Genomic DNA, 21791 nt, shown 5'->3' on the forward strand with positions numbered 1-21791 from the left:
GGCAAGCAATCACAAGATGGCATATAGGGGTTGGGCCAGCAAAGGCGAGCCGGGACTCTTCTTGGCTTCATGGTAGGGAATGTTGAGATTCCGGTCAGTCCGGCCTCACCTGAATATCGACATTCCCTATCCGAAAATATGCACCACCGCCGTCAACCAGAAGGAAGTGGTCAGCACGGCGCTCGCCGTGGCAAGCGTCATCTGGTTCGAGGCCAGCGCCTGGCCGGTGTTGAACTGGACCGCGATCAGGTAGGAATTGATCCCCGAAGGCAGCGCGGCGACGACGACCGCGACCTTGGCGGTCAGCGGCGGCAGGCCGAGCAGCCAGACGAACGCCAGCACCAGCGCCGGCATCAGGAACAGTTTGAGCCCCGACAGCGCCAACGCCGGCCGGATATTGCCGGAGATGCCGAAGCGGCGCAGGCTCAGCCCCATGGCGAACAGCGCCACCGGGCCGGCCGTGTCGGCGAGCGTATCGACCAGCCGTCCGACAAGGTCCGGCAGCGGCGCGCCGGTGAGGCGCCAGGCAAGCCCCGCCAGGATTCCTATGATCAAAGGGTTGATGAAAAGCCGCCGAAGGAAGCTTTTGATGACGCGCAGCGGATGCACCGTCTCGCCGCTGCCGCGCCCGAACATCTCGAACAGCACGATCGAGGCCATCATCATGATCGGCAGGTGGACCGAGACCAGCAGCGACAGCACCTCGAAGCCGCTCGCGCCGAATATGCCGAGGATGAAAGGCGCGCCGAGCAGCACGACATTGGAATAGGCCGAGGAGACGCCGCCGACGATGCCGGCGCGGGCGTCCCGGCCGAAGACGCGCGTCATGACCAGATGCCCCGCGGCCCAGGTGATGGCGGCGGCCGCAAAATAGGCACCCCACAGCGACCACGGCGTGACGCCGTGGAAATCCGATTTGACCATGGTCCGGAACAACAGCAGCGGCATTGCCACGTTGACGGCGAATTCGGAAATGCCCTCCCCGCTCGCAGGCTTCAGATAGCCGGTGAACCCGGCCAGATAGCCGAGCGCCACCAGGCTGAAGACAAAAAGGACGGTTTCGGTGAGCGGACTCATTTTTGGGGCGGAGACATTTTTCCCGTGATAGGCGAGCCCTGATCGCCATGCAATTGGCGCGATGCGGCGCTCCCCGGCTGCTGTGCTTGTTTTCCAGCCGGCTTTGCGGTCCCTATATGCCAATCACGGCCTTGGCCCCGTCGGGCCGCCAAAGGACTTCTGATGCTGCGGATTGTACTGGCGTTTTTCCTCCTTGCTGCTCCGAGCCTTGCCCACGCGACCGACGCCGGCTGGGCGCTGCTGCGCGACGGCGGCCATATCGTGCTGCTTCGCCATGCCTTCGTCACCGGGGCGACCGACCCGTCGAATTTCGACATCGACAATTGCGGGACCCAGCTCAACCTGTCGCAGCGCGGCAAGCAGCAGGCAAGTCGCATCGGTGCGCTGTTCGCGGCTCGCGCGGCCCCGATCGATCACGTGCTTTCCAGCCGCTACTGCCGCTGCCTCGACACTGCCCGCATCGCTTTCGAGTCCGAGCCGCATCCTTTCGCGCCGCTCGACCTGCTGAAAGCCGACCCCGCCGGGAAAGCCGCGCAGATCGCTGCGATCATGAAGGAGATCCGCGGCTATTCCGGGTCCGACAATCTGGTTCTGGTCACGCATCTCGAAAACATCGTGGCGCTCACCGGCATCGCACCGCGCGAAGGTGAAGCCGTGGTGGTGGCACCCGATGGCGACGGCCTCAGGGTGCTCGGCCGCGTGACTTTCTGACGGCCGGCTATCCATTTTTAGGGCCTATCTGTTGCAGAAATGCCACCGGCGGCGTTCGCAAACGCAATTGAGCAAACTCGGTGCATTGCTTTGGATTGCGTTCCCAAGGCCGTCATCCCATCTGCGGCCGGCGCATTCGGCCTTTTCCTGCCGGAAAAAACCGATTAGACAGCGCCCAAACAAGATGCGGACAGATTCCGCCCGCAACCGAAGGAAGAGCCCTTGTCCACCACTTTCGAGAAAGTCGCCAAGATCATTGCCGACACCAGCGAGATCGACATCGATACCATCACGCCCGAGAGCCACACCATCGACGACCTCGGCATCGACAGCCTCGATTTCCTCGACATCGTCTTCGCCATCGACAAGGAATTCGGCATCAAGGTGCCGCTCGAGAAGTGGACGCAGGAAGTCAATGACGGCAAGGCTTCGACCGACGATTACTTCGTCATGAGGAACCTCTGCGCCAAGATCGACGCCCTGGTCGCGGCCAAGGCCGCCTGAGCCGGCTCGGGCGCGGTCTTGACGCCGCCCGGTCACCTGACCCAAAACAGCCGCCCATGAGTGCCCACGACGTCGTCATTACCGGCATCGGCCTTGTCTCTTCGCTGGGAGAAGGTCCCGATGCGCATTGGCAGAAGCTGACCCAGCCTGGTTTCCAGCCGGTGCTCGAGGCTGAGCGCTTCGCGCCCTATACCATTCATCCCCTGCCCGAGATCGACTGGAACCTGCAGATCGCCAAGCGCGGCGACCAGCGCCAGATGGAAACCTGGCAGCGCCTTGGCACCTATGTCGCCGGCCTTGCGCTGGACGACGCCGGCATCAAGGGCAATGACGAGCTGTGTGCGACCATGGACATGGTGGTGGCGGCCGGCGGCGGCGAGCGTGACGAGGCCGTCGACGCCGCGATCCTTGCGGCCTCCGAAAGCCGCAACGACCGCGACGTGCTGCTCAACGAGAAGCTGACCACGGAATTGCGGCCGACGCTGTTCCTCGCCCAGCTTTCCAACCTGCTTGCCGGCAACATCTCGATCGTCCACAAGGTCACCGGCTCCTCCCGCACCTTCATGGGCGAGGAAGGCGCAGGCGTCTCGGCGGTCGAGACGGCGGCCGCGCGCATCCGCTCCGGCCAGTCGACCCATGTACTGGTCGGCGGGGCCTTCCAGACCGAGCATTCCGACATGCTGCTCGGCTATGAGCTAGCCGGTTATCTGCATCGCGGCCCATGGAAGCCCGTCTGGCAACGCCGGGGCAGCGAAGGCGGCGGCGTGGTAACGGGCTCGGGCGGCGCCTTCCTGGTGCTGGAGCAACGCGAGCACGCGAAGAGCCGCGGCCGCAAGATCTACGCCGAGCTTGGCTCCGTCGTTTCCGGCCGCGCCAGACGCCGGCGCGGCGAGTTGAATGCCGAGATCGCCACGCTGCTGAAGCAAGCCGCCCTTCCCGATGGCGAACTGCTTACGATTTCCGCCGCCTCCGGCGCCCACGCCGCCACAGCGGCGGAGAAGGAAGCATTCGACGCGAACCCGGCGCTTGCCGCGCGGGCATTCTCGACGCTGACCGGGCACATGAAGGAAGCGCAGTTCCCCTTCGCCGTTGCACTCGCCGCAATGGCAGTCGACCGCAGGGCCGGTTACCCCGTGTTCGATGCCGCGGCGGAGCGGCCTTACGAAGGCGCCCCGACTTCCGTCCTTGCAACGGCGATCGGCTATCACCAATTCGAGGGCTTGGGGCTGGTCAAAGCCGCTTAGATCGGTTTTTTCGCAATTCCGGACGGAAAACCGCTACACATTTTTCCTGGAATTGCTCAAGGACGAGGCACGTAAAGCATGGCCAATCTTCGCGATCACATGGGTCGGCCGATCGTCGCCGTCACCGGTATCGGCGTCGTGACGTCGCTGGGTATCGGCAAAAAAGACAATTGGGCGGCACTGACCTCGGGCACGTCAGGTATCCATCAGATCACCCGCTTCCCGGTCGATCAGCTCAACACGCGCATTTCCGGCATGGTCGACTTCCTGCCGTCGAGTTCGAAGGGCGCTAGTCACCTCACCTACGAACTGGCCGAAACCGCTGCCCAGGAGGCCGTCTCCGAGGCGGGTTTGGAATCAGGCGAGTTCGGTGGCCCGCTGTTCCTGGCCTCGCCGCCGGTCGAGCTCGACTGGGCCGACCGCTTTTCGCTCTACAATTCCGGCGAGGGCGACACCGGTGCCGAAAGGCTGCTTCGCGTGGCGCGCGGATTGAAGGAGCTCGACATTTTCGAGACCACGCAGTTCGGCTCGATTGCCGACCGGCTGGCCGACCATTTTGGTACGCGCGGCCTGCCGATCACCTTGTCGACTGCCTGCGCTTCCGGCGCCACTGCCATCCAGCTCGGCGTCGAGGCGATCCGTCGCGGCGAGTGCGACAAGGCGCTGTCGATCGGCACCGATGGGTCAGCCACCGCTGAGGCGCTGATCCGCTTCTCTTTGCTCTCGGCGCTCTCCACCCACAACGACCTTCCCGAGAAGGCGTCAAAACCCTTCTCCAAGGACCGCGACGGCTTCGTGCTGGCGGAAGGCTCCGGCGCGCTGGTGCTGGAATCGCTGGAGGCAGCCCTTGCACGCGGCGCCACCATCCTCGGCATCATGCGCGGCTGCGGCGAAAAGGCAGACGACTTCCACCGCACCCGCTCCAAGCCCGACGCCTCGCCGGCAATCGCGGCTGTGCGCGCCGCCCTGGCCGATGCGGGCCTCAGCGAAGACGAGATCGACTACGTCAATGCGCACGGCACCTCGACGCCGGAAAACGACAAGATGGAACATCTGTCGCTGTCGACCGTCTTCGGCGAGCGCATCGGCTCGATGCCGGTTTCATCGAACAAGTCGATGATCGGCCACACGCTATCGGCCGCCGGCGCGGTCGAGGCCGCTTTCTCGCTGATGACCATGCGCGAAAGCGTCATCCCGCCGACCATCAACTACGACAATCCCGATCCCGCTATCGTGCTCGACGTCGTTCCGAACAAGAAGCGCAACGCCGAAGTCGGCACGGTATTGTCGAATTCCTTCGGCTTCGGCGGCCAGAACACCTGCCTTGTCATGGCGAGGGAACCGGTCTAAGCGGACTTTTTCCGCCAATGCATGTCGCGCAAAAGTGAAATCGGTTTCGCGACGACGACATGCATAAAAACAAAGAACTAAAGCGCAACGCGCTTTAGTTCAGAACCCGACAGGCCAAATGCGCGCATTGCAACTTATCGAGGACCGCCGCCTTGAAGCGGTGGACCTGCCGCCTCCCCCGCCGCCTTCGCTCGGCGAAGTGACGCTCCGCATCAAGGCGGTGGCGCTCAACCATATCGACGTCTGGGGCTGGCGCGGCATGGCTTTTGCCAAGCGCAAGCTGCCGCTGGTCGTCGGCGCCGAAGCCGCGGGCGAGGTCGAAGCGGTCGGGCCCGGCGTCTCCAACCTCCTGCCGGGACAATTGATGTCGATCTACGGCGCGCGCACCTGCGGGCTGTGCCGGGCCTGCCGTGAAGGCCGCGACAATCTCTGCGAGCATGTTTCCGGCGTCCACGGCTTCCACCTCGATGGTTTCGCTCAGGAGAAGATCAACCTGCCGGCGCGCCTCCTGGTGCCCGCTCCTCCCGGCGTCACGGAAATCGGTGCGGCGGTCGCTCCGGTCACCTTCGGCACGGTCGAGCATATGCTGTTCGACAATGCCAAGCTGGAACCGGGCGAAACCATCCTCGTCCATGCCGGCGGCTCCGGCATCGGCTCCGCCGCCATCCAGCTGGCCAAGAAGATGGGTTGCACGGTGATCACCACGGTCGGCTCGAACGACAAGATCGACAAGGCCAAGGCGCTTGGCGCCGACCATGTCATCAACTACCGCGAGGACCGTTTCGAAGGCGTCGTGCGCAAGCTGACCAGGAAAAAGGGCGTCGACGTGGTGTTCGAGCATGTCGGCGCCGACACTTTTGCCGGTTCGATGCTCTGCTTGAAGCGCGGCGGCCGCCTCGTCACCTGCGGCTCGACCTCGGGCGTGTCGACGCAGGTCAACCTGATGCAGCTCTTCCAGCAGCAGCTGAAGCTGCTCGGGTCCTTCGGCTGCCGCATGGAGAACATGGCCAATGCCATGCAGAAGATGGCGGCCGGCCTCGTTGCCCCTGTGATCGATACCGAGGTGGGTTTCGACGACATCGACGCGGCGCTGAAGCGCATGGAAGGCCGCGACGTGTTCGGCAAGATCATCCTGCGCGTTTCCTAAAGCAATTCCAGGAAAAATGTGAAGCGGTTTTCCGTCAGGAATTGCGTCAAAACAAGAGGATAGAGCGGTTCATCGTTTCCGTGAAACGATGCAACGCCCTAAAGGCGGATGGTCGGCAAGGTGTTCAGGAAAGCCCTCCGGGACTTCATGTTCCGCTACGGCCGGCGGCTACGCCAGCTGGAGCACTGGCTGGTCGCCAGGCTCGCCATGGTGATGTTGTCGCTGCTGCGTTTGTTGCCGCCCGACAGCGCGCTCAACTTCGCCGACCGTGCCGCCCGCCGCATCGGCCCCTTGGTTGGACGCCACCGCGTGGCCGTCAACAATCTGCGCCTTGCCTATCCGGAAAAGAGCGACGCCGAGATCGAAGCGATCGCGCTCGACATGTGGGGCAACATGGCTCGCCTCGCGGCCGAGTACATCTTCCTCGACGCCCTGTTCGACTTCGATCCGAACGCTTCGAAGCCGGGCCGGGTCGAGGTTCGCGGCATCGAGCATTTCGTCGAGATCGCCGGCGAGAAGAAGCCGCACATCCTGTTCACCGGCCATCTCGGCAATTTCGAGCTGCTGCCGGTGGCCGCCGCCACTTTCGGCATGAGCATCACGGCGCTGTTTCGCCCGCCGAACAATCCCTACCTTGCCGACTACATTCTCTCGACGCGCCGCTCCTCCATGGGTGAGCTGCTACCCTCCGCCACCGGTGCGTCCTTCGCTCTTGCCGCCATCCTGGAGAATGGCGGCAATATCGGCGTGCTGGTCGATCAGAAATTTTCAGGCGGTGTGGAGACGACATTCTTCGGTCGCCCATGCCAGAGCAACCCGATGCTTGGCATGCTCGCCCGCCACTATGACTGTGACGTTTACCCCGCCCGCTGCGTCAGGCTGCCGGGCAACCGCTTCCGTCTGGACATCGAGGACAAGCTGACTTTGCCGCGCACCGAAGACGGCAGTGTCGACGTCAATGCCGCCACCCAGCTCCTCACCGACGTGGTCGAGCGCTGGGTGCGCGAGGATCCTGGACAGTGGATGTGGTTCCACAAGCGCTGGGAAATCAGCGGCCGTCGCCGCAAGCGGCGCGGGCAGGCCAGGGAGGCAGCCGGCCTTTAGAGCATCTCACCGTTTCGTGGAAACGGCGGGCCGCTCTAAATCCTTGTTTTGACGCAATTCCCGACGGAAAACCGCTTCACATTTTTCCTGGAATTGCTCCAGCCGATCGGCGTTGCCCCAGATCAGTTGGTGACGACGATCCGCGTGTTGCCGAAGCCGGCCTCCTTGACCATCGCGTAGAAGGTCGCTGCGTTGGCCGGATGCAGGCGCACGCAGCCATGCGAGGCCGGGCGCCCGAGATTTCTGACCGCCCCGGTGCCGTGGATGGCGTAGCCGCCGTGGAAGAACACCGAATAGGGCATCGGCGAGTTGTCATACTTGCTCGAGTACCACATCCGGGCGGTCCATTGCGGCCGGTAGCTGCCGCGCGGCGTGAAGTAGCCCTTGCGCGCGGTCGACACGCTCCAGCGATAAACCACCTGGCCGTATTTGCTGACGGTCATGGTCTGCGACGAGACGTTGATATTGGCGACCAGGTTGGCCGCCCGACTTGCGATAGACATGCAAAACAACGCGGTTGCCAGCACGGTTGCCATGAGAACGAACTTTTTCATGCGATCAAACCCCTTTGATTGCCCCTGCCATCGACGCGGTTTTTCCATCTTTTTGCCGGCAGATGCGTTAAATACCACACACTCGTTGACGATTCCGCCAATGCAATACGGTGAATTTGAACGATTTTCCCGGTATGGTTGCCGCGGCGACATGCACCCTCTGAAGTTTAGGCGGAGCGTTGCGCCATGCCTGGATCGTCGTGTGGCAATGAGCGACTGGTCGCTTGCAAATGAGCGACTGGTCGCTTGCAAAAGTGCTGCGTTCCTTCTTCAATCCGCCGAATGAATGAACGACTTCTCAAAGCGGTCGAGGACCGGGTCGAGGACCTGGTTGCGCTGACCGCGGACCTGATCCGCTTCCCGACCGTCAATCCGCCGGGTGAAGCCTATGGGCCATGCGCCGAGTTTCTCGGCGCGCGCCTGAGCAAACGCGGCTTCGAAACCGAGTTTGTCCGCGCCGACGGCGCGCCCGGCGACAGCGAACGCTATCCGCGCGTCAATGTCGTCGCCCGCTTCGACGGCCGCTCGCCCGGCCCATGCGTGCACTTCAACTCGCATATCGACGTTGTCGAGGCCGGCGACGGCTGGACCGTAGATCCCTTCGCCGGCGTGGTGAAGGACGGCAGGGTCTATGGCCGCGGCGCCTGCGACATGAAAGGCGGCCTGGCGGCCTCGGTGATCGCCGTGGAAGCCTTCATGGAAGTCTATCCCGATTTCCCCGGCGCCATCGAGATATCGGGCACGGCGGACGAGGAATCGGGCGGTTTCGGCGGCGTCGCCCATCTGGCAAGGCTCGGCTATTTCTCGAAGCCGAAGGTCGACCACGTCATCATCCCTGAGCCGCTGAACAAGGATCGCATCTGCCTTGGCCACCGTGGCGTCTGGTGGGCTGAGATCGAGACCAAGGGCGAAATCGCGCATGGTTCGATGCCGTTCCTCGGCGACAACGCGGTGCGCCATATGGGCGCCGTCCTGCAGGCTTTCGAGGAAGAGCTCTTCCCGGCGCTCGACCGCAAGATGACGCGCATGCCGGTGGTGCCGGAAGGCGCCAGGCGCTCGACCATGAACATCAACTCGATCCATGGCGGCCAGACCGAGGATTTCCGGCCGGGGCTTCCCTCGCCCAACGTGCCGGATTGGTGCCGGCTCACCATCGACCGACGCTTCCTGCTCGAAGAGGACATCGCCACCGTCAAAGGCGAAGTCACCGGCATCCTCGAGCGGCTGAAGCGCGAGCGGACAAAATTCGACTACGAAATCCGCGACCTGATGGAGGTGCTGCCGCTGATGACCGAGCGCGACGCGCCGGTGGTGAAGGCTGTCGCGAAAGGCATCATGGAGGTGTTCAACCGCGAGCCCGACTATGTGATCTCGCCCGGTACCTACGACCAGAAGCACGTCGCGCGCATCGGCCACCTCTATGACTGCATCGCCTACGGCCCGGGCATTCTCGACCTTGCGCATAGGCCGGACGAATGGGTGGGCATCGCCGACATGGTGGAATCGGCCAAGGTGATGGCGATCGGCCTCAACGTGCTCTTGCGCGGCACGACCGGCTGATCGGGAAAAACATTCCGCCTGGCGCCGTCCGGCAGCACGAAACGCAATTTACTCGCGCGCGAAATCACGCTTCTATCCGCTACACTTGGCTAGGTTTAAGCAAATGGGAGTTCAGCGATGAAATTGTGGAAGGCCATTTTCGCCGCGGCCGTGCTGTCATTCGCCGCCGCCACGTCGGCCTTTGCCGCGCGCACCGACCTCGTCATCGGCATTCCGCTCGAACCACCCCATCTCGATCCGACAGCGGGCGCCGCCGCTGCGATCGACGAGGTGCTCTACGCCAACGTCTTCGAAGGTCTCACGCGCATCGGCCCGAACGGCGAGGTCCTGCCCGATCTCGCCGAAAGCTGGACCATCTCGGACGACGGCAAGACCTATACCTTCAAGCTGCATGCCGGTGTGAAATTCCATGACGGTTCGGGCTTCAGCGCCGACGATGTGAAATTCTCGCTCGACCGCGCCCGCGCCGACAATTCGGTCAATGCGCAGAAGGGCCTGTTTGCGCAGATCGACAAGGTGGACGTCGTCGATCCGACCGCTGTGAAGGTGACGCTGAAGAACCCGCAAGGCTCCTTCCTCTACAATATGGGCTGGGGCGATGCGGTGATCGTGTCGCCGAAATCGGCCGATACCAACAAGGAAAGGCCGATCGGCACCGGTCCCTTCAAGTTCCAGAACTGGGCCAAGGGCTCGTCGATCACATTGGTCAAGGCCGACGGCTATTGGGGAGCGCCGGTATCCCTCGACAAGGTCGAGTTCCGCGTCGTGCCGGATGCCGCCGCTGCCGTGCCGGCGCTGCTTTCCGGCGACATCCAGGCCTTCCCTTTCTTCGATCCGGATAGCGTCTCGCAAGTCAAGGACGACCCTCGTTTCAAGGTGGTGATCGGCTCGACGGAAGGCGAAACGATCCTGTCGATCAACAACAAGAAGCCGCCTTTCGACAAGCTGCAGGTGCGCCAGGCGATCTCCTTTGCGCTCGACCGCAAGGCGATCATCGACGGCGCTTCGGCCGGTCTCGGCGTGCCGATCGGCTCGCATATGTCACCGGCTAACAAGGACTACGTGGATCTCACCGGCCTTTATCCGCACAATGTCGACAAGGCCAAGGAACTACTGAAGGAAGCCGGCCTCGAAAACGGCTTCAAGGCGACGCTGAAGCTGCCGCCGCCTTCCTATGCGCGGCTCGGCGGCGAGATCATCGCCTCGCAACTGCGCGATGTCGGCATCGATCTGCAGATTATCCCGGTCGAATGGGCGCAGTGGCTGGACCAGGTCTTCACCAAGAAGGATTACGACCTGACCATCGTCTCCCACACCGAGCCGAACGACATCGATATCTATTCGCGCAAGGACTATTATTTCAATTACAGCAACCCGACCTTCGACAAGATCATCGCCGACCTGAACCTCACCTCCGACGAGGCAAAGCGAAAGGAGCTGCTCGGCGAGGCGCAGAAGATTTTGGCTGACGATGCCGTGGTCGGCTTCCTCTATGAATTGCCGAAGGTCGGCGTCTGGGACGCCAAGCTGCAGGGCCTGTGGGAAAATGCGCCGATCCAGGCCAATGACCTGACCAAGGTGAAGTGGACGGATTGAGGCCTACTCGGCCAAAGGCGAACCTTGCGCTCCGTCACACCCCCCTCTGCCCTGCCGGGCATCTCCCCCGCAAGGGGGGAGATTGGCAGTTTCCGAGCCGCCGACACCCACTCGACGTCGGCGATTGGCGAAAGCGCAAAGGAGAGCTCAATCTCCCCCCTTGCGGGGGAGATGTCCGGCAGGACAAAGGGGGGTGGGCGGGAACTCCGTCTTAACCCGGTCCTTGCACCCGGCAACTCAACAATTCTTCAGCAATGACCGCCTACCTCCTAAAACGCCTCATCATCGCCGCCCTCACCTTGGTGCTGGCCTCGATAGTCGTTTTCGCCGTGATGGAAATCCTGCCCGGTGATCCGGCGCGGCTGATGCTGGGCTTCAACGCCAGCGCCGATCAGGTCGAGCTGCTGCGCAACCAGATGGGACTGAATGCGCCGCTGGTGCTGCGCTACCTGCATTGGGCGGGCGGAATGCTCAGCCTCGATTTAGGCCGCTCCTACACCTATTCGGTTCCCGTCATCGACTTGGTGCGCGAACGCATTGCCGTTTCCCTGCCGCTGGCGCTGATTGCGCTCGCCCTGTCAACGGTCATCGCCATTCCGGTCGGCGTGTTCTCCGCCAGCCGACAAGGCCGGGCGGGCGACACGCTAGCCATGGGGGCAGCCCAACTCGGCGTCGCAGTGCCCAATTTCTGGTTCGCGCTGATGCTGATCTATCTCTTCGCGGTCTGGCTGCGGCTGGTGCCGGCCGGCGGCTTTCCCGGCTGGAACGTCGGCATCTGGACGGCGCTGAAATCCCTTCTGTTGCCGGCCATCGCACTAGCGCTGCCGCAGGCGGCGATCCTCGCCCGCGTCGCCCGCTCGGCGCTGATCGAGGTGCTCAACGAGGATTATATCCGCACCGCCCGCGCCAAGGGCCTGCCCTATCGAGCCGTGCTCTGGCGCCACGCGCTGCGCAACGCCATGATCCCGGTGCTCACCATCCTCGGCCTGCAATTCGCCTTCCTGCTCGCCGGCACCATCATCATCGAGAATGTCTTTTACCTGCCGGGCCTCGGCCGGCTGATCTTCCAGGCCATCACCCAGCGCGACCTGATCGTGGTCGAGAGCATCGTCATGCTGCTGGTCGCCGCCGTGATCCTCATCAACCTCATTGTCGATTTCTCCTACGCCATCGTCGACCCGCGCCTGCGAGGCCGGCAATGACCATGCGCATCGACCTGCCCGAAGAAACCATTGCCGGCGTGCTTGCCAGGGCGTTCGGCAACCGCTCCTTACTGATCGGGCTCGTCATCACGCTGCTGGTCGTGGCCGTCGCGCTCGTCTCGTTCCTATGGACGCCTTATGACGTCACAAGGCTGGTGATCGCCGACAAGACGCAGTCGCCCTCCTTGACGCACTGGTTCGGCACCGACCATTTCGGCCGCGACATCCTGTCGATGATCATGGTCGGCGCCCGCAACTCGATCGCCGTGGCGCTGGTCGCGGTCGGCATCGGCATGGGCATCGGCGTGCCGCTCGGCGCCTTCGCGGCCGCGCGCGGCGGAATGGCCGACGAGGCGCTGATGCGCGTCAACGATCTCGTCTTCGCCTTTCCGGCGCTGCTTTCGGCAATCATGATCACCGCGATCTTCGGCCCGGGTGCGGTCAACGCCATCATCGCCATCGGCATCTTCAACATCCCGGTCTTCGCCCGTGTTGCGCGGGCCGGCGCGCTCGCCATCTGGCCGCGCGAATTCATCCTCGCCGCGCGCGCCGCCGGCAAAGGCATGACGCGGATCACCGTCGAGCACATCCTGCCCAACATCGCGACGCTGCTGCTTGTCCAGGGCACGATCCAGTTTGCGCTGGGCATCCTGGCCGAAGCCGGGCTTTCCTATGTCGGCCTCGGCGCCCAGCCGCCGATGCCGAGCTGGGGTCGCATGCTGTTCGATGCGCAGACGCGCATGGTGACCGCGCCCTGGATGGCGATCTTTCCCGGCATGGCGATCGTCATCACCGTGCTTGGGCTGAACCTGCTCGGCGACGGCATCGCCGACATCCTCGATCCGAAATCGCGGCGGCGCCGATGAGCCTGCTCGAGATCGAGAACCTGTCGCTGACGATCGGCGGCACTCCGATCCTGAAAGGCGTCGAGCTCGCCATCGCGCCCGGCGAGGTTGTCGGCCTGGTTGGCGAATCCGGCTCCGGCAAGTCGATGACGGCGCTGACAATCATGCGGCTTTTGCCGCATCTGGCGCGCGCCGAAGGCCGCGTCAGCTTCGCCGGCATCGACATCCTCGCGGCGAGCGAGGACCAGATGTGCGCCTTGCGCGGCGACGATATCGGCATGGTCTTCCAGGAGCCGATGACGGCGCTCAACCCTGTCAAGACCATAGGCAAACAGGTCGCCGAAGGCATTCGCTGGCACACCAAGGCGGGTCGCGCCGAAGCCGAGGACCGCGCGCGAAAAATCCTCGACCGCGTCGGGCTGCCCGAAGCCAAATTCCCGCTGTCGCGCTACCCGCACGAACTGTCCGGCGGCCAGCGCCAGCGCGTCGTCATCGCCATTGCCTGCGCGCTGAAACCTAAATTGTTGATCGCCGATGAGCCGACCACCGCGCTCGATGTGGTGCTGCAGGCGCAGATTCTCGACCTTTTGCGCGATCTGGTCAGCGAAAACCGCATGGGTCTGCTGCTTATCTCGCACGACCTTGCCGTGGTGACCGAGATGGCCGATCGCTTGACCATCCTGCGCCAAGGCGAGGTTATGGAAGCGGGTGACACGGCGCGCACCCTGTCGGAACAATTGCACCCCTACACGCGCGAGCTGGCGCTTGCATCGATGCATGTGCCGCCGCGTCCGAAACCACACCTTGCCGGGTCGGCGAAACCGTTGCTCGAAGTCGAAGGCGTCGGCCGGGACTATCCGGGACGGCGCATATCACTGTTCCGGCCGGCGCAACCGATCCGCGCCGTCGACGACGTCTCGCTCACCATCGAGCCTGCCCAATCGGTGGCGCTCGTCGGCCGTTCGGGTTGCGGCAAATCCACCCTCGCCCGCATGATCCTCGCATTGGACAAGCCCACGGCGGGCACGATCCGCTTTCGCGGCGAGGCCATCACGGGCAAGCCGGAGTCGGCGCTAAGGCCGGCCAGGCGCGATATGCAGGTCGTGTTCCAGGACCCTTACGGCTCCTTCGACCCGCGCCAGAAGGTGGAGAAGCTGGTAGCGGAGCCGCTGCATCTTCTGGAGAAACAGCCGGCCGAAGCCGAGCGCCGCGAGATGGTCGCGCATGCGCTGCACGAAGTCGGGCTCGGTCCGCGCGACATGGACAAATATCCGCATGAATTCTCGGGCGGTCAGCGCCAGCGCCTGTCGATCGCCCGCGCCATCATCACCCGTCCGAAGCTGGTGGTCGCCGATGAGCCGGTCTCGGCGCTGGACGTCTCGATCCGCGCCCAGATCCTCGACCTTTTCGCCGAGCTCAACCAGAAACTCGGCATCGCCTATCTCTTCATCACCCATGACCTGACGGTCGCCCGCGCCATGGCGGACGAGGTGCTGGTCATGCACGAAGGCAAGATCGTCGAGCGCGGCCGGGCCGCCGAAGTGCTCGACCATCCGCGCTCTGAACCGGCGCAAGCGCTTGTCGCGGCAGCGCCCGACCTCCACCGAGCCATCGCGCGCAGAATGCAGGAACAGGGATAGACGACCGGTCCGCGTTCAGCTCTCCGGCTTCACCACGTCGACCGGACGGATATCGAGCAGGTCGAGCGTGCGGTGCAGAAGCTTGACCTCGCTCTCCGCCAGCTTGGAGTCGGCCTTGGCGATCTCGGCCATGTGGCGCGCAAGGAGTTTTCGGCGCTCGACATCGAGGTCGCGGAACAGCGCGATCGCCTGTGAGCCGTTGGTCTCGTAGCCAAAGTCGTTGAGATATTCGATGACGCTGTCGATCGAGGTCTCGGCAATGCCGAAGGCTTCCTTGCAGATGCGCCGGAAGACAACCATCTCGCTCTCCGAGACCGAGCCGTCGGCCAGGATCATGCGGAACAGCATCAGCAATTCCGCCGACAGCACAGGGTCGTCCGCCACCTTGCGCACCCCTGGGTCACCGTCGAAGATCGAACGTATCTGGTCGAGCAGCGCCATCGCCATCAGCCTCCCTCCGCGATTCCATCTGATTGTTAGAGCAATTCCAGGAAAAGTGTGAAACGGTTTTCCGTCGGAATTGCGCCAAGACAAAAGATAGAGCGGTTTCGGCGTTTCCATGAAACGGTGAACCGATCTATGCATGTCGCCCAGAAGTGTGCAGCGGTTCTGGGACAACGACATGCATCAAGACAAAAACCTAAAGCGCGTCGCCTGAATCCAGTTCAGCGCGACGCGCTTTAGCGTGGAATTGGCCTTGCGCAAACTGGTCGAGCGTGATGCAAGCTGCGGCTCTCCTCGCCGCGACTTGCCTGATGATTGACCCTACCCTGCAGACCGTCCTCATCCTCATCGCCGCCGCCTTTGCCGCCGGCTTCGTCGACTCGATCGCCGGTGGCGGCGGGCTGATCACGATCCCGGCGCTGCTGCTGGCCGGTTTTTCGCCGGTCGCCACGCTCGGCACCAACAAGCTGCAGGGCATGTTCGGTTCCGGCTCGGCCACCATCCACTATGCCGCCAACGGTCAGGTGGACCTGCGCCGCCAGCTGCCGTCAGCGCTGCTGGCGCTCGTCGGTGGCGCGCTCGGCGCGCTGCTGGCGACGGTCGTTCCCGGCGACTTCCTGCGCGCCCTGCTGCCGCTGCTCTTGATCGCCATTGCGCTCTATTTCGCACTGAAGCCGAACATGGACGACGTCGACCGTGCCGAGCGGCTGTCGCCTTTCCTCTTCGGGCTGATCATCCCGCCGCTGGTCGGCTTCTATGACGGTGTCTTTGGTCCCGGCGCCGGCTCCTTCTACATGCTCGCCTTCGTCACCCTTGCCGGCTATGGCGTGCTCAAGGCGACGGCGCACACCAAGCTGCTCAACTTCGCCTCCAACATCGGCGGCTTCGTCGTCTTCGCCGCCGTCGGCGTCATCGATTGGAAGATCGGCCTGATGATGGGCGCGGCGCAATTCGTCGGCGCCCGTGTCGGCGCGAGCCTGGCCATGCGGATCGGCGCGAAGCTGATCAAGCCACTGCTGGTGGTCGTCTGCCTGGCGCTCGCCGCGAAGCTGCTTGCCGACCCCGCCAACCCCTTACGCCAGCTAATTGGTGTGTGACGCTCCTGCTGTTAGAATTCGCACGTGCGAATCATGTTGGAGGGACGGACATGAATCTCAGTGCGCCTACCCAGATCGTGTTCATTATTTCGTTGGTCATCGCCATTATCGGCCTTCTTGCCGCCCTTGGCGTTCTTGCATTTATTCCACTTGCGTCGGTGTGGATCATGCTCATCGCCTACATCGTGCTGGCCGCCGGCTGCCTGATGCGCGGCGCCTGAGCACATCAATCTCTGGCAACTCGGAGCGCCCGGCACGTGCCGGGCGCTTTTGATTTTTGAGAGCGTGTTCTGCTATTGCATGTCGCCCAGAAGTGTACGCGGTTCTGGGACAACGACATGCATAAAAACAAGGACTTAAAGCGCGTCGCCTGAAACGTTTCAGCGCGACGCGCTTTAGGCTTGCGCAATGTCCGACGAGACAGAACGCCATCGACAGGACAATCGATCTCCGGCCCTCCATTTCGAGATGGTCCGGCCCAAGCCCGCTGCGTCGCTTGCAGGCATCGTCACGGATATCTGCGGCTATTGCGAGAGAAGGCGTAGGCTATCGACAACGTTCAAGATTGGCGACGGCGCCTGAACTTCGTCATCCACGGGCGAAGCAGGAGCGAAGCCCGTAGCGGAGACCCGAGGATCCATGCCGTTACCTTGATCGAAGGGCGCAGCGGAGCAGAATTCTGCGCCGTAGCAACGCCTTGAGGTCACGGCATGGATCCTCGGGTCTGCGCCGCGTCGCTTCGCTCCTTGCTCCGCCCGTGGATGACGACGGCACAGGCGTTTCGGCTAATCGCCGAGGCACCGCAAGCACATCTGGCCGGCTCAGCTCCCGTGCTGAGGAACCTGACCTATCGCGCCAGGGCAAAAATCGTATCGCAGTCGAGATGTCTCTCCAGCTCGGCCGCGACCTCGTCCAGCGCCCTCTCGACGTCCGCACGATAGTCGATGCCGGCTCCCCTGACGCCAAGGCTCTCCAGGTAGGCGGCGCGGAACGCGTCGGCGGAAAACAGCCCATGCAGATAAGTGCCGATCACCTTGCCGTCGGCGGAAACCGCGCCGTCCTCGGCGCCGTTGAGGATCGCCGACGGCCGCGCCGTGTCCGGGCCGCTGGTGCGGCCAAGATGGATTTCGTAGCCTTCGAGCGGCAGGCCGAACTGCACCGAGCGCGCACTTGAATTGCGCACGGTCTTTTCCGGCTCCATCACCGTTTCGATGTCGAGCAGACCGAGGCCCTCAGCCTCGGTGACGCTGCCTTCGATGCCGTCGGGATCGCGCACCGCACGGCCGAGCATCTGGTAGCCGCCGCAGATGCCGACGACATGGCCGCCGCGCTTGCGATGGGCGGCAAGATCGTGATCCCAGCCATTTTCGCGGAATTTCAGTAGGTCGCCGATTGTCGATTTCGAGCCGGGAATGACGACGAGCCCGGCATCCTGAGGCAGCGGTTTTCCCGGCGGCACGAACACCACCTCGACCTGCGGTTCGGCCTTAAGGGGATCGAGGTCGTCGAAATTGGCGATGCGCGCCAGCATCGGCACCGCCACCTTCAGCGCCCGTTTCTCGCCGGAAGCGAGGCGCTCGAGCACGACGGAATCCTCTGAAGGCAGCCGACCGGCCGCCTTCAGCCACGGCACGACGCCGAAGCAGCGCCAGCCGGTGAACTTTTCGATCGCGCTTATCCCGTCGTCAAACAGCGAAACATCGCCGCGAAACTTGTTGATGAGATAGCCGGCGATCATGCGCCGGTCTTCCTCCGGCAGGATCAGATGCGTGCCGGCCACAGACGCAATGACACCACCGCGATCGATGTCGCCGACAAGGATCACCGGCACGTCGGCGCGCGTGGCAAAACCCATATTGGCGATATCGCGGCTGCGGAGATTGATCTCGGCGGGCGAGCCCGCGCCCTCGACGATGACAAGGTCGGCGCCCTCGCCGACCTTGGCCCAGGAATCGAGCACCGCGCCCATCAATCCGGCTTTCATCGCCTGGTAGTCGCGCGCCCGCGCCTCGCCATACACCTTGCCCTGCACCACCACTTGCGAGCCGATATCGCTCTGCGGCTTGAGCAGCACCGGGTTCATGTGCACGGTCGGCCGGACGCCGCAGGCCAGCGCCTGCAGCCATTGCCCGCGGCCGATCTCGCCCTCGCCAGCCTTGTTGCCACCTGGAATGTCGGCGACGGCGGCATTGTTCGACATGTTCTGCGGCTTGAACGGCCTGACCTTCAGCCCACGATTTCTCGCAGCGCGGCAAAGCCCCGCCACCAGCACTGTCTTGCCGACATCCGACCCGGTGCCCTGCAGCATGATCGCCCTGGCCATCAGTTCCTGCCCCCTGAACCGATGGTCGATTTCTGCGCCAGCGGCCCGCCGCGCCAGAGGTAAAGCGCCATCAGCGGCTCCTTGCCGGTGCGCATCGCATGATTGACGTTGGAGGCATGGTGAATGACCTCGCCGGCGTCGCGAACATGGAAACCGCCCTCGCCCATCCGCCACTCCGTGCCGCCGGTCAGCGGGATGTAGATTTCCTCGGCGATGTGGTGATGGTCGGGATAGACGATGTCGGGCCCGAGGATAAGCAGGCCGGCGGCGACCTCGTTATTGACGAAATGCCCGCGCGTGCCGAACACTTCCAGCCAGCCGTAATTGTCGACAAAACCCTGCCCGAAATCGTCAGCGGTATAGGTCTGCCCCCAGCGCAACGCGCCCCGATGGTCGGCAACGAATTGCGCCAGCGGCTTGGCGTCCGTCGCGGCAAGCTCGGCGATGCAATCGAGATGGCCAAGGCAGCCAAGCGGGCGCATTTCGAGCGCACGTGCCTGCATGTCCCAGCCAATGCGCGCGACTTCGTCCGCGACCAGATCGCTGTCGACGCCGGCGAGATAGGCGTGGAACCGGTCCAGCAGCTCATCGAAAATTGTCGGCACGCACGAGCTCCGTTGGTCATTTCACGCACAGCCGGTCCGCAGGACGCCGGGTTGCGCGGCGGCATCATTGGTCTAGATTGAGCGGCGCGCAAAGCCAAAAACGACAGGCCAGAAGGCCTGAAACGACAGGGAGCACGCCATGGACGCGACAGTCGATGCGGACGCTGGCCAGTTCGAACTCACCGAGGAACAGCGCGCCATCCAGGAGATGGCCCAGGCCTTCGCGGCGGACCGCGTCGCGCCCAACGCGCTCGACTGGGACCGTGCAAAACACTTCCCCGCCGACGTGATCCGCGAGACAGGGCCGCTTGGCCTTGGCGGCATCTATGTGCGCGACGATGTCGGCGGCTCGGCGCTTGGGCGACTTGACGCGGTGCTGATCTTCGAGGCGCTCGCCCACGCCGATCCGGCCTTCTCCTCCTTCATTTCCATCCACAACATGGCGGCCTCGATGATCGACCGCTTCGGTAGCGACGAGCAGCGCCAGCGCTTCCTGCCGAAACTGACCTCGATGGAATGGCTGGCGAGCTATTGCCTGACCGAGCCCGGCTCAGGCTCGGATGCCGCGGCGCTGAAGACGCGCGCGGTCAAGAGCGGCGGCGACTATGTGCTCAACGGCGCCAAGCAGTTCATTTCCGGCGCCGGCGACAGCGACCTCTATGTCGTAATGGCGCGCACCGGCGCCGACGGTCCGAAAGGCATATCCACTTTTGTCGTGCCCAAGGACGCGCCTGGCCTTTCCTTCGGCGCCAACGAGCACAAGATGGGCTGGCACATGCAGTCGACCCGCCAGGTCATCTTCGAGGATTGCAAGGTGCCGGCCGAGAATCTACTTGCCGTGGAAGGCGCCGGCTTCGGCATCGCCATGGCTGGGCTCGATGGCGGCCGGCTCAACATCGCCGCCTGTTCGCTGGGCGGCGCGCAGTCGGCGCTCGACAAGGCGCTTGCCTATACGGCCGAGCGCAAGGCCTTCGGCTCCAGGATCAACCAGTTCCAGGCGCTGCAGTTCAGGCTGGCCGACATGGAGACGGAGCTGCAGGCAGCGCGCATCTTCCTCTATGCCGCCGCCTCGAAGCTCGACCGCAAGGCGCCCGACGCCGGCAAATGGTCGGCGATGGCCAAGCGCTTCGTCACCGATATCGGCTTCGACATCGCCAACCAGGCGCTGCAGCTGCATGGCGGCTATGGCTATCTGCACGATTACGGCATCGAGAAGCTGGTGCGGGATCTCCGCGTCCACCAGATCCTCGAAGGCACCAACGAGATCATGCGTGTCATCATCGCTCGGGCGCTGATTGGTAGGCAGTAGGCAGTAGGCAGTAGGCAGTAGGCAGTAGGCAGTAGGCAGTAGGCAGTAGGGAAAGATGACCGGCAAGATCAACTCGTACAAGGATTTGATCGTCTGGCAGCAGGCGATGGATCTGGCCGTCGCGACCTACTCCTTGACCAAGGCATGGCCGAAAGAGGAACTGTATGGCTTGACCAGCCAAATCCGCCGCTCAGCCACATCCATCCCCGCAAACATCGCGGAAGGTTACGGGCGAGATAACACGGGCTCTTATCAGCAGTTTCTCAGGATAGCTCAAGGCTCTCTAAAGGAGCTCGAGACGCACCTCCAGATCGCTGAACGCATCGGCCTAGCCACGAGTGATGAGGTCCATCATATGCTGTCAGCCACAGAAGCGATCGGAAAAATGCTTCGCCAGCTTATTATCAAGCTCGCACCTGAATAGATCTCCTACTGCCTACTGCCTACTGCCTACTGCCTACTGCCTACTGCCTACTGCCTACCGAAATCACGGAGCACGACTATGACGACAACGATCGCCTTCATCGGCTTGGGCAATATGGGCAATCCGATGGCCGCCAATCTCGTCAAGGCGGGGCATGCGGTGCTGGGCTTCGACCTCGTGCCGGACAACCTTACAGTTGCGAAAGAACACGGCGTGACGGTGATGGCGAACGCCGTCGCCGCGGTGAAGGACGCCGATGTCGTCATCACCATGCTGCCGGCCGGCAAGCATGTGCTGTCGGTCTATGAGGACATCGCGCCCAAGGCGAAGAAAGGCGCGCTGTTCATCGATTCCTCGACCATCGATGTCGAATCGGCGCGCAAGGCCCATGCCATTGCCGCAAAACATGGCCTGCCCTCCATTGACGCGCCCGTTTCCGGCGGAACCGGCGGCGCCACGGCCGGCACGCTGACCTTCATGGCCGGCGGCTCGGATGAGGCTTTCGCCGCTGCCGAGCCGATCCTGAAGCCCATGGCCGGGCGCGTCGTCCATTGCGGCGGCGACGGCGCCGGCCAGGCGGCCAAGATCTGCAACAACATGATTCTCGGCATCTCGATGATCGGCGTCGCCGAAGCCTTCGTTCTCGCCGAAAAGCTAGGTCTGTCGCACCAGGCGCTGTTCGACGTCGCCTCGACTTCGTCGGGCCAATGCTGGTCGCTCACCACCTATTGCCCGGTGCCCGGCCCGGTGCCGGCATCGCCGGCCAATCGCGACTACAAGCCGGGCTTTGCCGCGGCTCTGATGCTGAAAGACCTGAAATTATCCCAGGAAGCCGCGCAAAGCGCGGGGGCCGTGACCCCGCTCGGCGCCGAGGCCACGCAGCTTTATGCCTTGTTCAACGCGCAAGGGCACGCCGGCTCCGACTTTTCCGGGATTATTAATTTTCTGCGCGGAAATCCAGCTTAAGCTACTGCTTTTCAAAGGTTATTTTCGGAGTTTGCCGGTCCGAAGCCGGCAAATTTACATTTGCTTAAGGTCTCGCTAACGCACCGGTA

Annotated in this window: 21 protein-coding genes; 16 read left to right on the forward strand and 5 right to left on the reverse strand. The window is 63.4% G+C overall.

Going from position 1 to position 21791, the window contains the following annotated elements; all coding sequences use genetic code 11:
- Positions 1–126: 126 nt before the first annotated feature.
- The gene (locus tag ACWGS9_RS12255) at positions 127–1077 is read right to left on the reverse strand and encodes an AEC family transporter (RefSeq protein WP_454505489.1); all 951 of its coding nucleotides are present in this window, start codon (positions 1075–1077) and stop codon (positions 127–129) included.
- Between the two features lie 162 nt (positions 1078–1239).
- Between ACWGS9_RS12255 and ACWGS9_RS12260 the strand changes: the two genes are divergently transcribed.
- The 6 genes from ACWGS9_RS12260 (at position 1240) to ACWGS9_RS12285 (ending at position 7137) form a co-directional block, all read left to right on the forward strand.
- Positions 1240–1788 (forward strand): histidine phosphatase family protein, encoded by a 549-nt coding sequence (locus ACWGS9_RS12260; protein ID WP_454505490.1) that lies wholly within the window; start codon positions 1240–1242, stop codon positions 1786–1788.
- Positions 1789–2010: 222 nt separating this feature from the next.
- A complete protein-coding gene (locus ACWGS9_RS12265) occupies positions 2011–2292 on the forward strand; it encodes an acyl carrier protein (protein ID WP_454505491.1) in 282 nt (93 codons plus the stop codon).
- A gap of 56 nt (positions 2293–2348) precedes the next feature.
- A complete protein-coding gene (locus tag ACWGS9_RS12270; protein ID WP_454505492.1) occupies positions 2349–3536 on the forward strand; it encodes a beta-ketoacyl-ACP synthase in 1188 nt (395 codons plus the stop codon).
- 78 nt (positions 3537–3614) lie between these two features.
- Entirely contained in the window at positions 3615–4886 is a 1272-nt protein-coding gene (locus ACWGS9_RS12275) for a beta-ketoacyl-ACP synthase (RefSeq protein ID WP_454505493.1), read from the forward strand.
- 118 nt (positions 4887–5004) lie between these two features.
- Positions 5005–6033, forward strand: a complete 1029-nt coding sequence (locus tag ACWGS9_RS12280; RefSeq protein WP_454505494.1) for a zinc-binding dehydrogenase — start codon at positions 5005–5007, stop codon at positions 6031–6033.
- A gap of 108 nt (positions 6034–6141) precedes the next feature.
- Positions 6142–7137: a lipid A biosynthesis lauroyl acyltransferase gene (locus ACWGS9_RS12285; RefSeq protein ID WP_454505495.1), complete on the forward strand. Its 996-nt coding sequence runs from the start codon at positions 6142–6144 to the stop codon at positions 7135–7137.
- Between the two features lie 122 nt (positions 7138–7259).
- On the opposite strand, the gene ACWGS9_RS12290 is transcribed toward ACWGS9_RS12285, so the two are convergent.
- Positions 7260–7691, reverse strand: coding sequence for a L,D-transpeptidase (locus ACWGS9_RS12290; RefSeq protein WP_454505496.1), 432 nt, complete (start codon positions 7689–7691; stop codon positions 7260–7262).
- Positions 7692–7973: 282 nt separating this feature from the next.
- On the opposite strand from ACWGS9_RS12290, the gene ACWGS9_RS12295 reads away from it, so the two are divergent.
- The 5 genes from ACWGS9_RS12295 (at position 7974) to ACWGS9_RS12315 (ending at position 14534) form a co-directional block, all read left to right on the forward strand.
- The gene (locus ACWGS9_RS12295; RefSeq protein ID WP_454505497.1) at positions 7974–9251 is read left to right on the forward strand and encodes an acetylornithine deacetylase/succinyl-diaminopimelate desuccinylase family protein; all 1278 of its coding nucleotides are present in this window, start codon (positions 7974–7976) and stop codon (positions 9249–9251) included.
- A 117-nt stretch (positions 9252–9368) separates the two neighbouring features.
- Entirely contained in the window at positions 9369–10847 is a 1479-nt protein-coding gene (locus ACWGS9_RS12300; protein WP_454505498.1) for an ABC transporter substrate-binding protein, read from the forward strand.
- A gap of 254 nt (positions 10848–11101) precedes the next feature.
- Positions 11102–12049 carry an ABC transporter permease gene (locus ACWGS9_RS12305; RefSeq protein WP_454505499.1) on the forward strand — a complete coding sequence of 316 codons (948 nt, stop codon included), beginning with the start codon at positions 11102–11104 and terminating at the stop codon, positions 12047–12049.
- Positions 12046–12915: an ABC transporter permease gene (locus ACWGS9_RS12310; RefSeq protein WP_454505500.1), complete on the forward strand. Its 870-nt coding sequence runs from the start codon at positions 12046–12048 to the stop codon at positions 12913–12915. The genes ACWGS9_RS12305 and ACWGS9_RS12310 overlap by 4 nt, the downstream gene beginning before the upstream one ends.
- Positions 12912–14534: an ABC transporter ATP-binding protein gene (locus ACWGS9_RS12315; protein WP_454505501.1), complete on the forward strand. Its 1623-nt coding sequence runs from the start codon at positions 12912–12914 to the stop codon at positions 14532–14534. Before ACWGS9_RS12310 ends, ACWGS9_RS12315 begins: the two co-directional genes overlap by 4 nt.
- A 15-nt stretch (positions 14535–14549) precedes the next feature.
- On the opposite strand, the gene ACWGS9_RS12320 is transcribed toward ACWGS9_RS12315, so the two are convergent.
- Positions 14550–14981: a TerB family tellurite resistance protein gene (locus ACWGS9_RS12320; protein WP_454505502.1), complete on the reverse strand. Its 432-nt coding sequence runs from the start codon at positions 14979–14981 to the stop codon at positions 14550–14552.
- A 308-nt stretch (positions 14982–15289) separates the two neighbouring features.
- On the opposite strand from ACWGS9_RS12320, the gene ACWGS9_RS12325 reads away from it, so the two are divergent.
- Positions 15290–16075: a TSUP family transporter gene (locus ACWGS9_RS12325; RefSeq protein WP_454505503.1), complete on the forward strand. Its 786-nt coding sequence runs from the start codon at positions 15290–15292 to the stop codon at positions 16073–16075.
- Between the two features lie 50 nt (positions 16076–16125).
- Positions 16126–16296, forward strand: coding sequence for a hypothetical protein (locus ACWGS9_RS12330; protein ID WP_112127440.1), 171 nt, complete (start codon positions 16126–16128; stop codon positions 16294–16296).
- A 626-nt stretch (positions 16297–16922) separates the two neighbouring features.
- Here the strand turns inward: ACWGS9_RS12330 and ACWGS9_RS12335 are convergent.
- Entirely contained in the window at positions 16923–18398 is a 1476-nt protein-coding gene (locus tag ACWGS9_RS12335) for a cobyric acid synthase (protein ID WP_454505504.1), read from the reverse strand.
- Positions 18398–19003 (reverse strand): dimethylsulfonioproprionate lyase family protein, encoded by a 606-nt coding sequence (locus ACWGS9_RS12340; protein ID WP_454505505.1) that lies wholly within the window; start codon positions 19001–19003, stop codon positions 18398–18400. The genes ACWGS9_RS12335 and ACWGS9_RS12340 overlap by 1 nt, the downstream gene beginning before the upstream one ends.
- A 139-nt stretch (positions 19004–19142) precedes the next feature.
- Here ACWGS9_RS12340 and ACWGS9_RS12345 point away from each other — a divergent pair, with 139 nt between their 5' ends.
- The 3 genes from ACWGS9_RS12345 to mmsB all read left to right on the forward strand — a co-directional run bounded on the left by ACWGS9_RS12345 (position 19143) and on the right by mmsB (position 21702).
- Complete coding sequence (locus ACWGS9_RS12345) at positions 19143–20312, forward strand: isobutyryl-CoA dehydrogenase (protein ID WP_454505506.1); 1170 nt, start codon at positions 19143–19145, stop codon at positions 20310–20312.
- 55 nt (positions 20313–20367) lie between these two features.
- Positions 20368–20736 carry a four helix bundle protein gene (locus ACWGS9_RS12350; RefSeq protein ID WP_454505507.1) on the forward strand — a complete coding sequence of 123 codons (369 nt, stop codon included), beginning with the start codon at positions 20368–20370 and terminating at the stop codon, positions 20734–20736.
- Between the two features lie 78 nt (positions 20737–20814).
- Positions 20815–21702 carry a 3-hydroxyisobutyrate dehydrogenase gene (gene mmsB / locus ACWGS9_RS12355; RefSeq protein WP_454505508.1) on the forward strand — a complete coding sequence of 296 codons (888 nt, stop codon included), beginning with the start codon at positions 20815–20817 and terminating at the stop codon, positions 21700–21702.
- Positions 21703–21791 lie beyond the last annotated feature (89 nt).

The sequence above is a fragment of the Mesorhizobium sp. Arg314 genome (genome assembly GCF_053714275.1).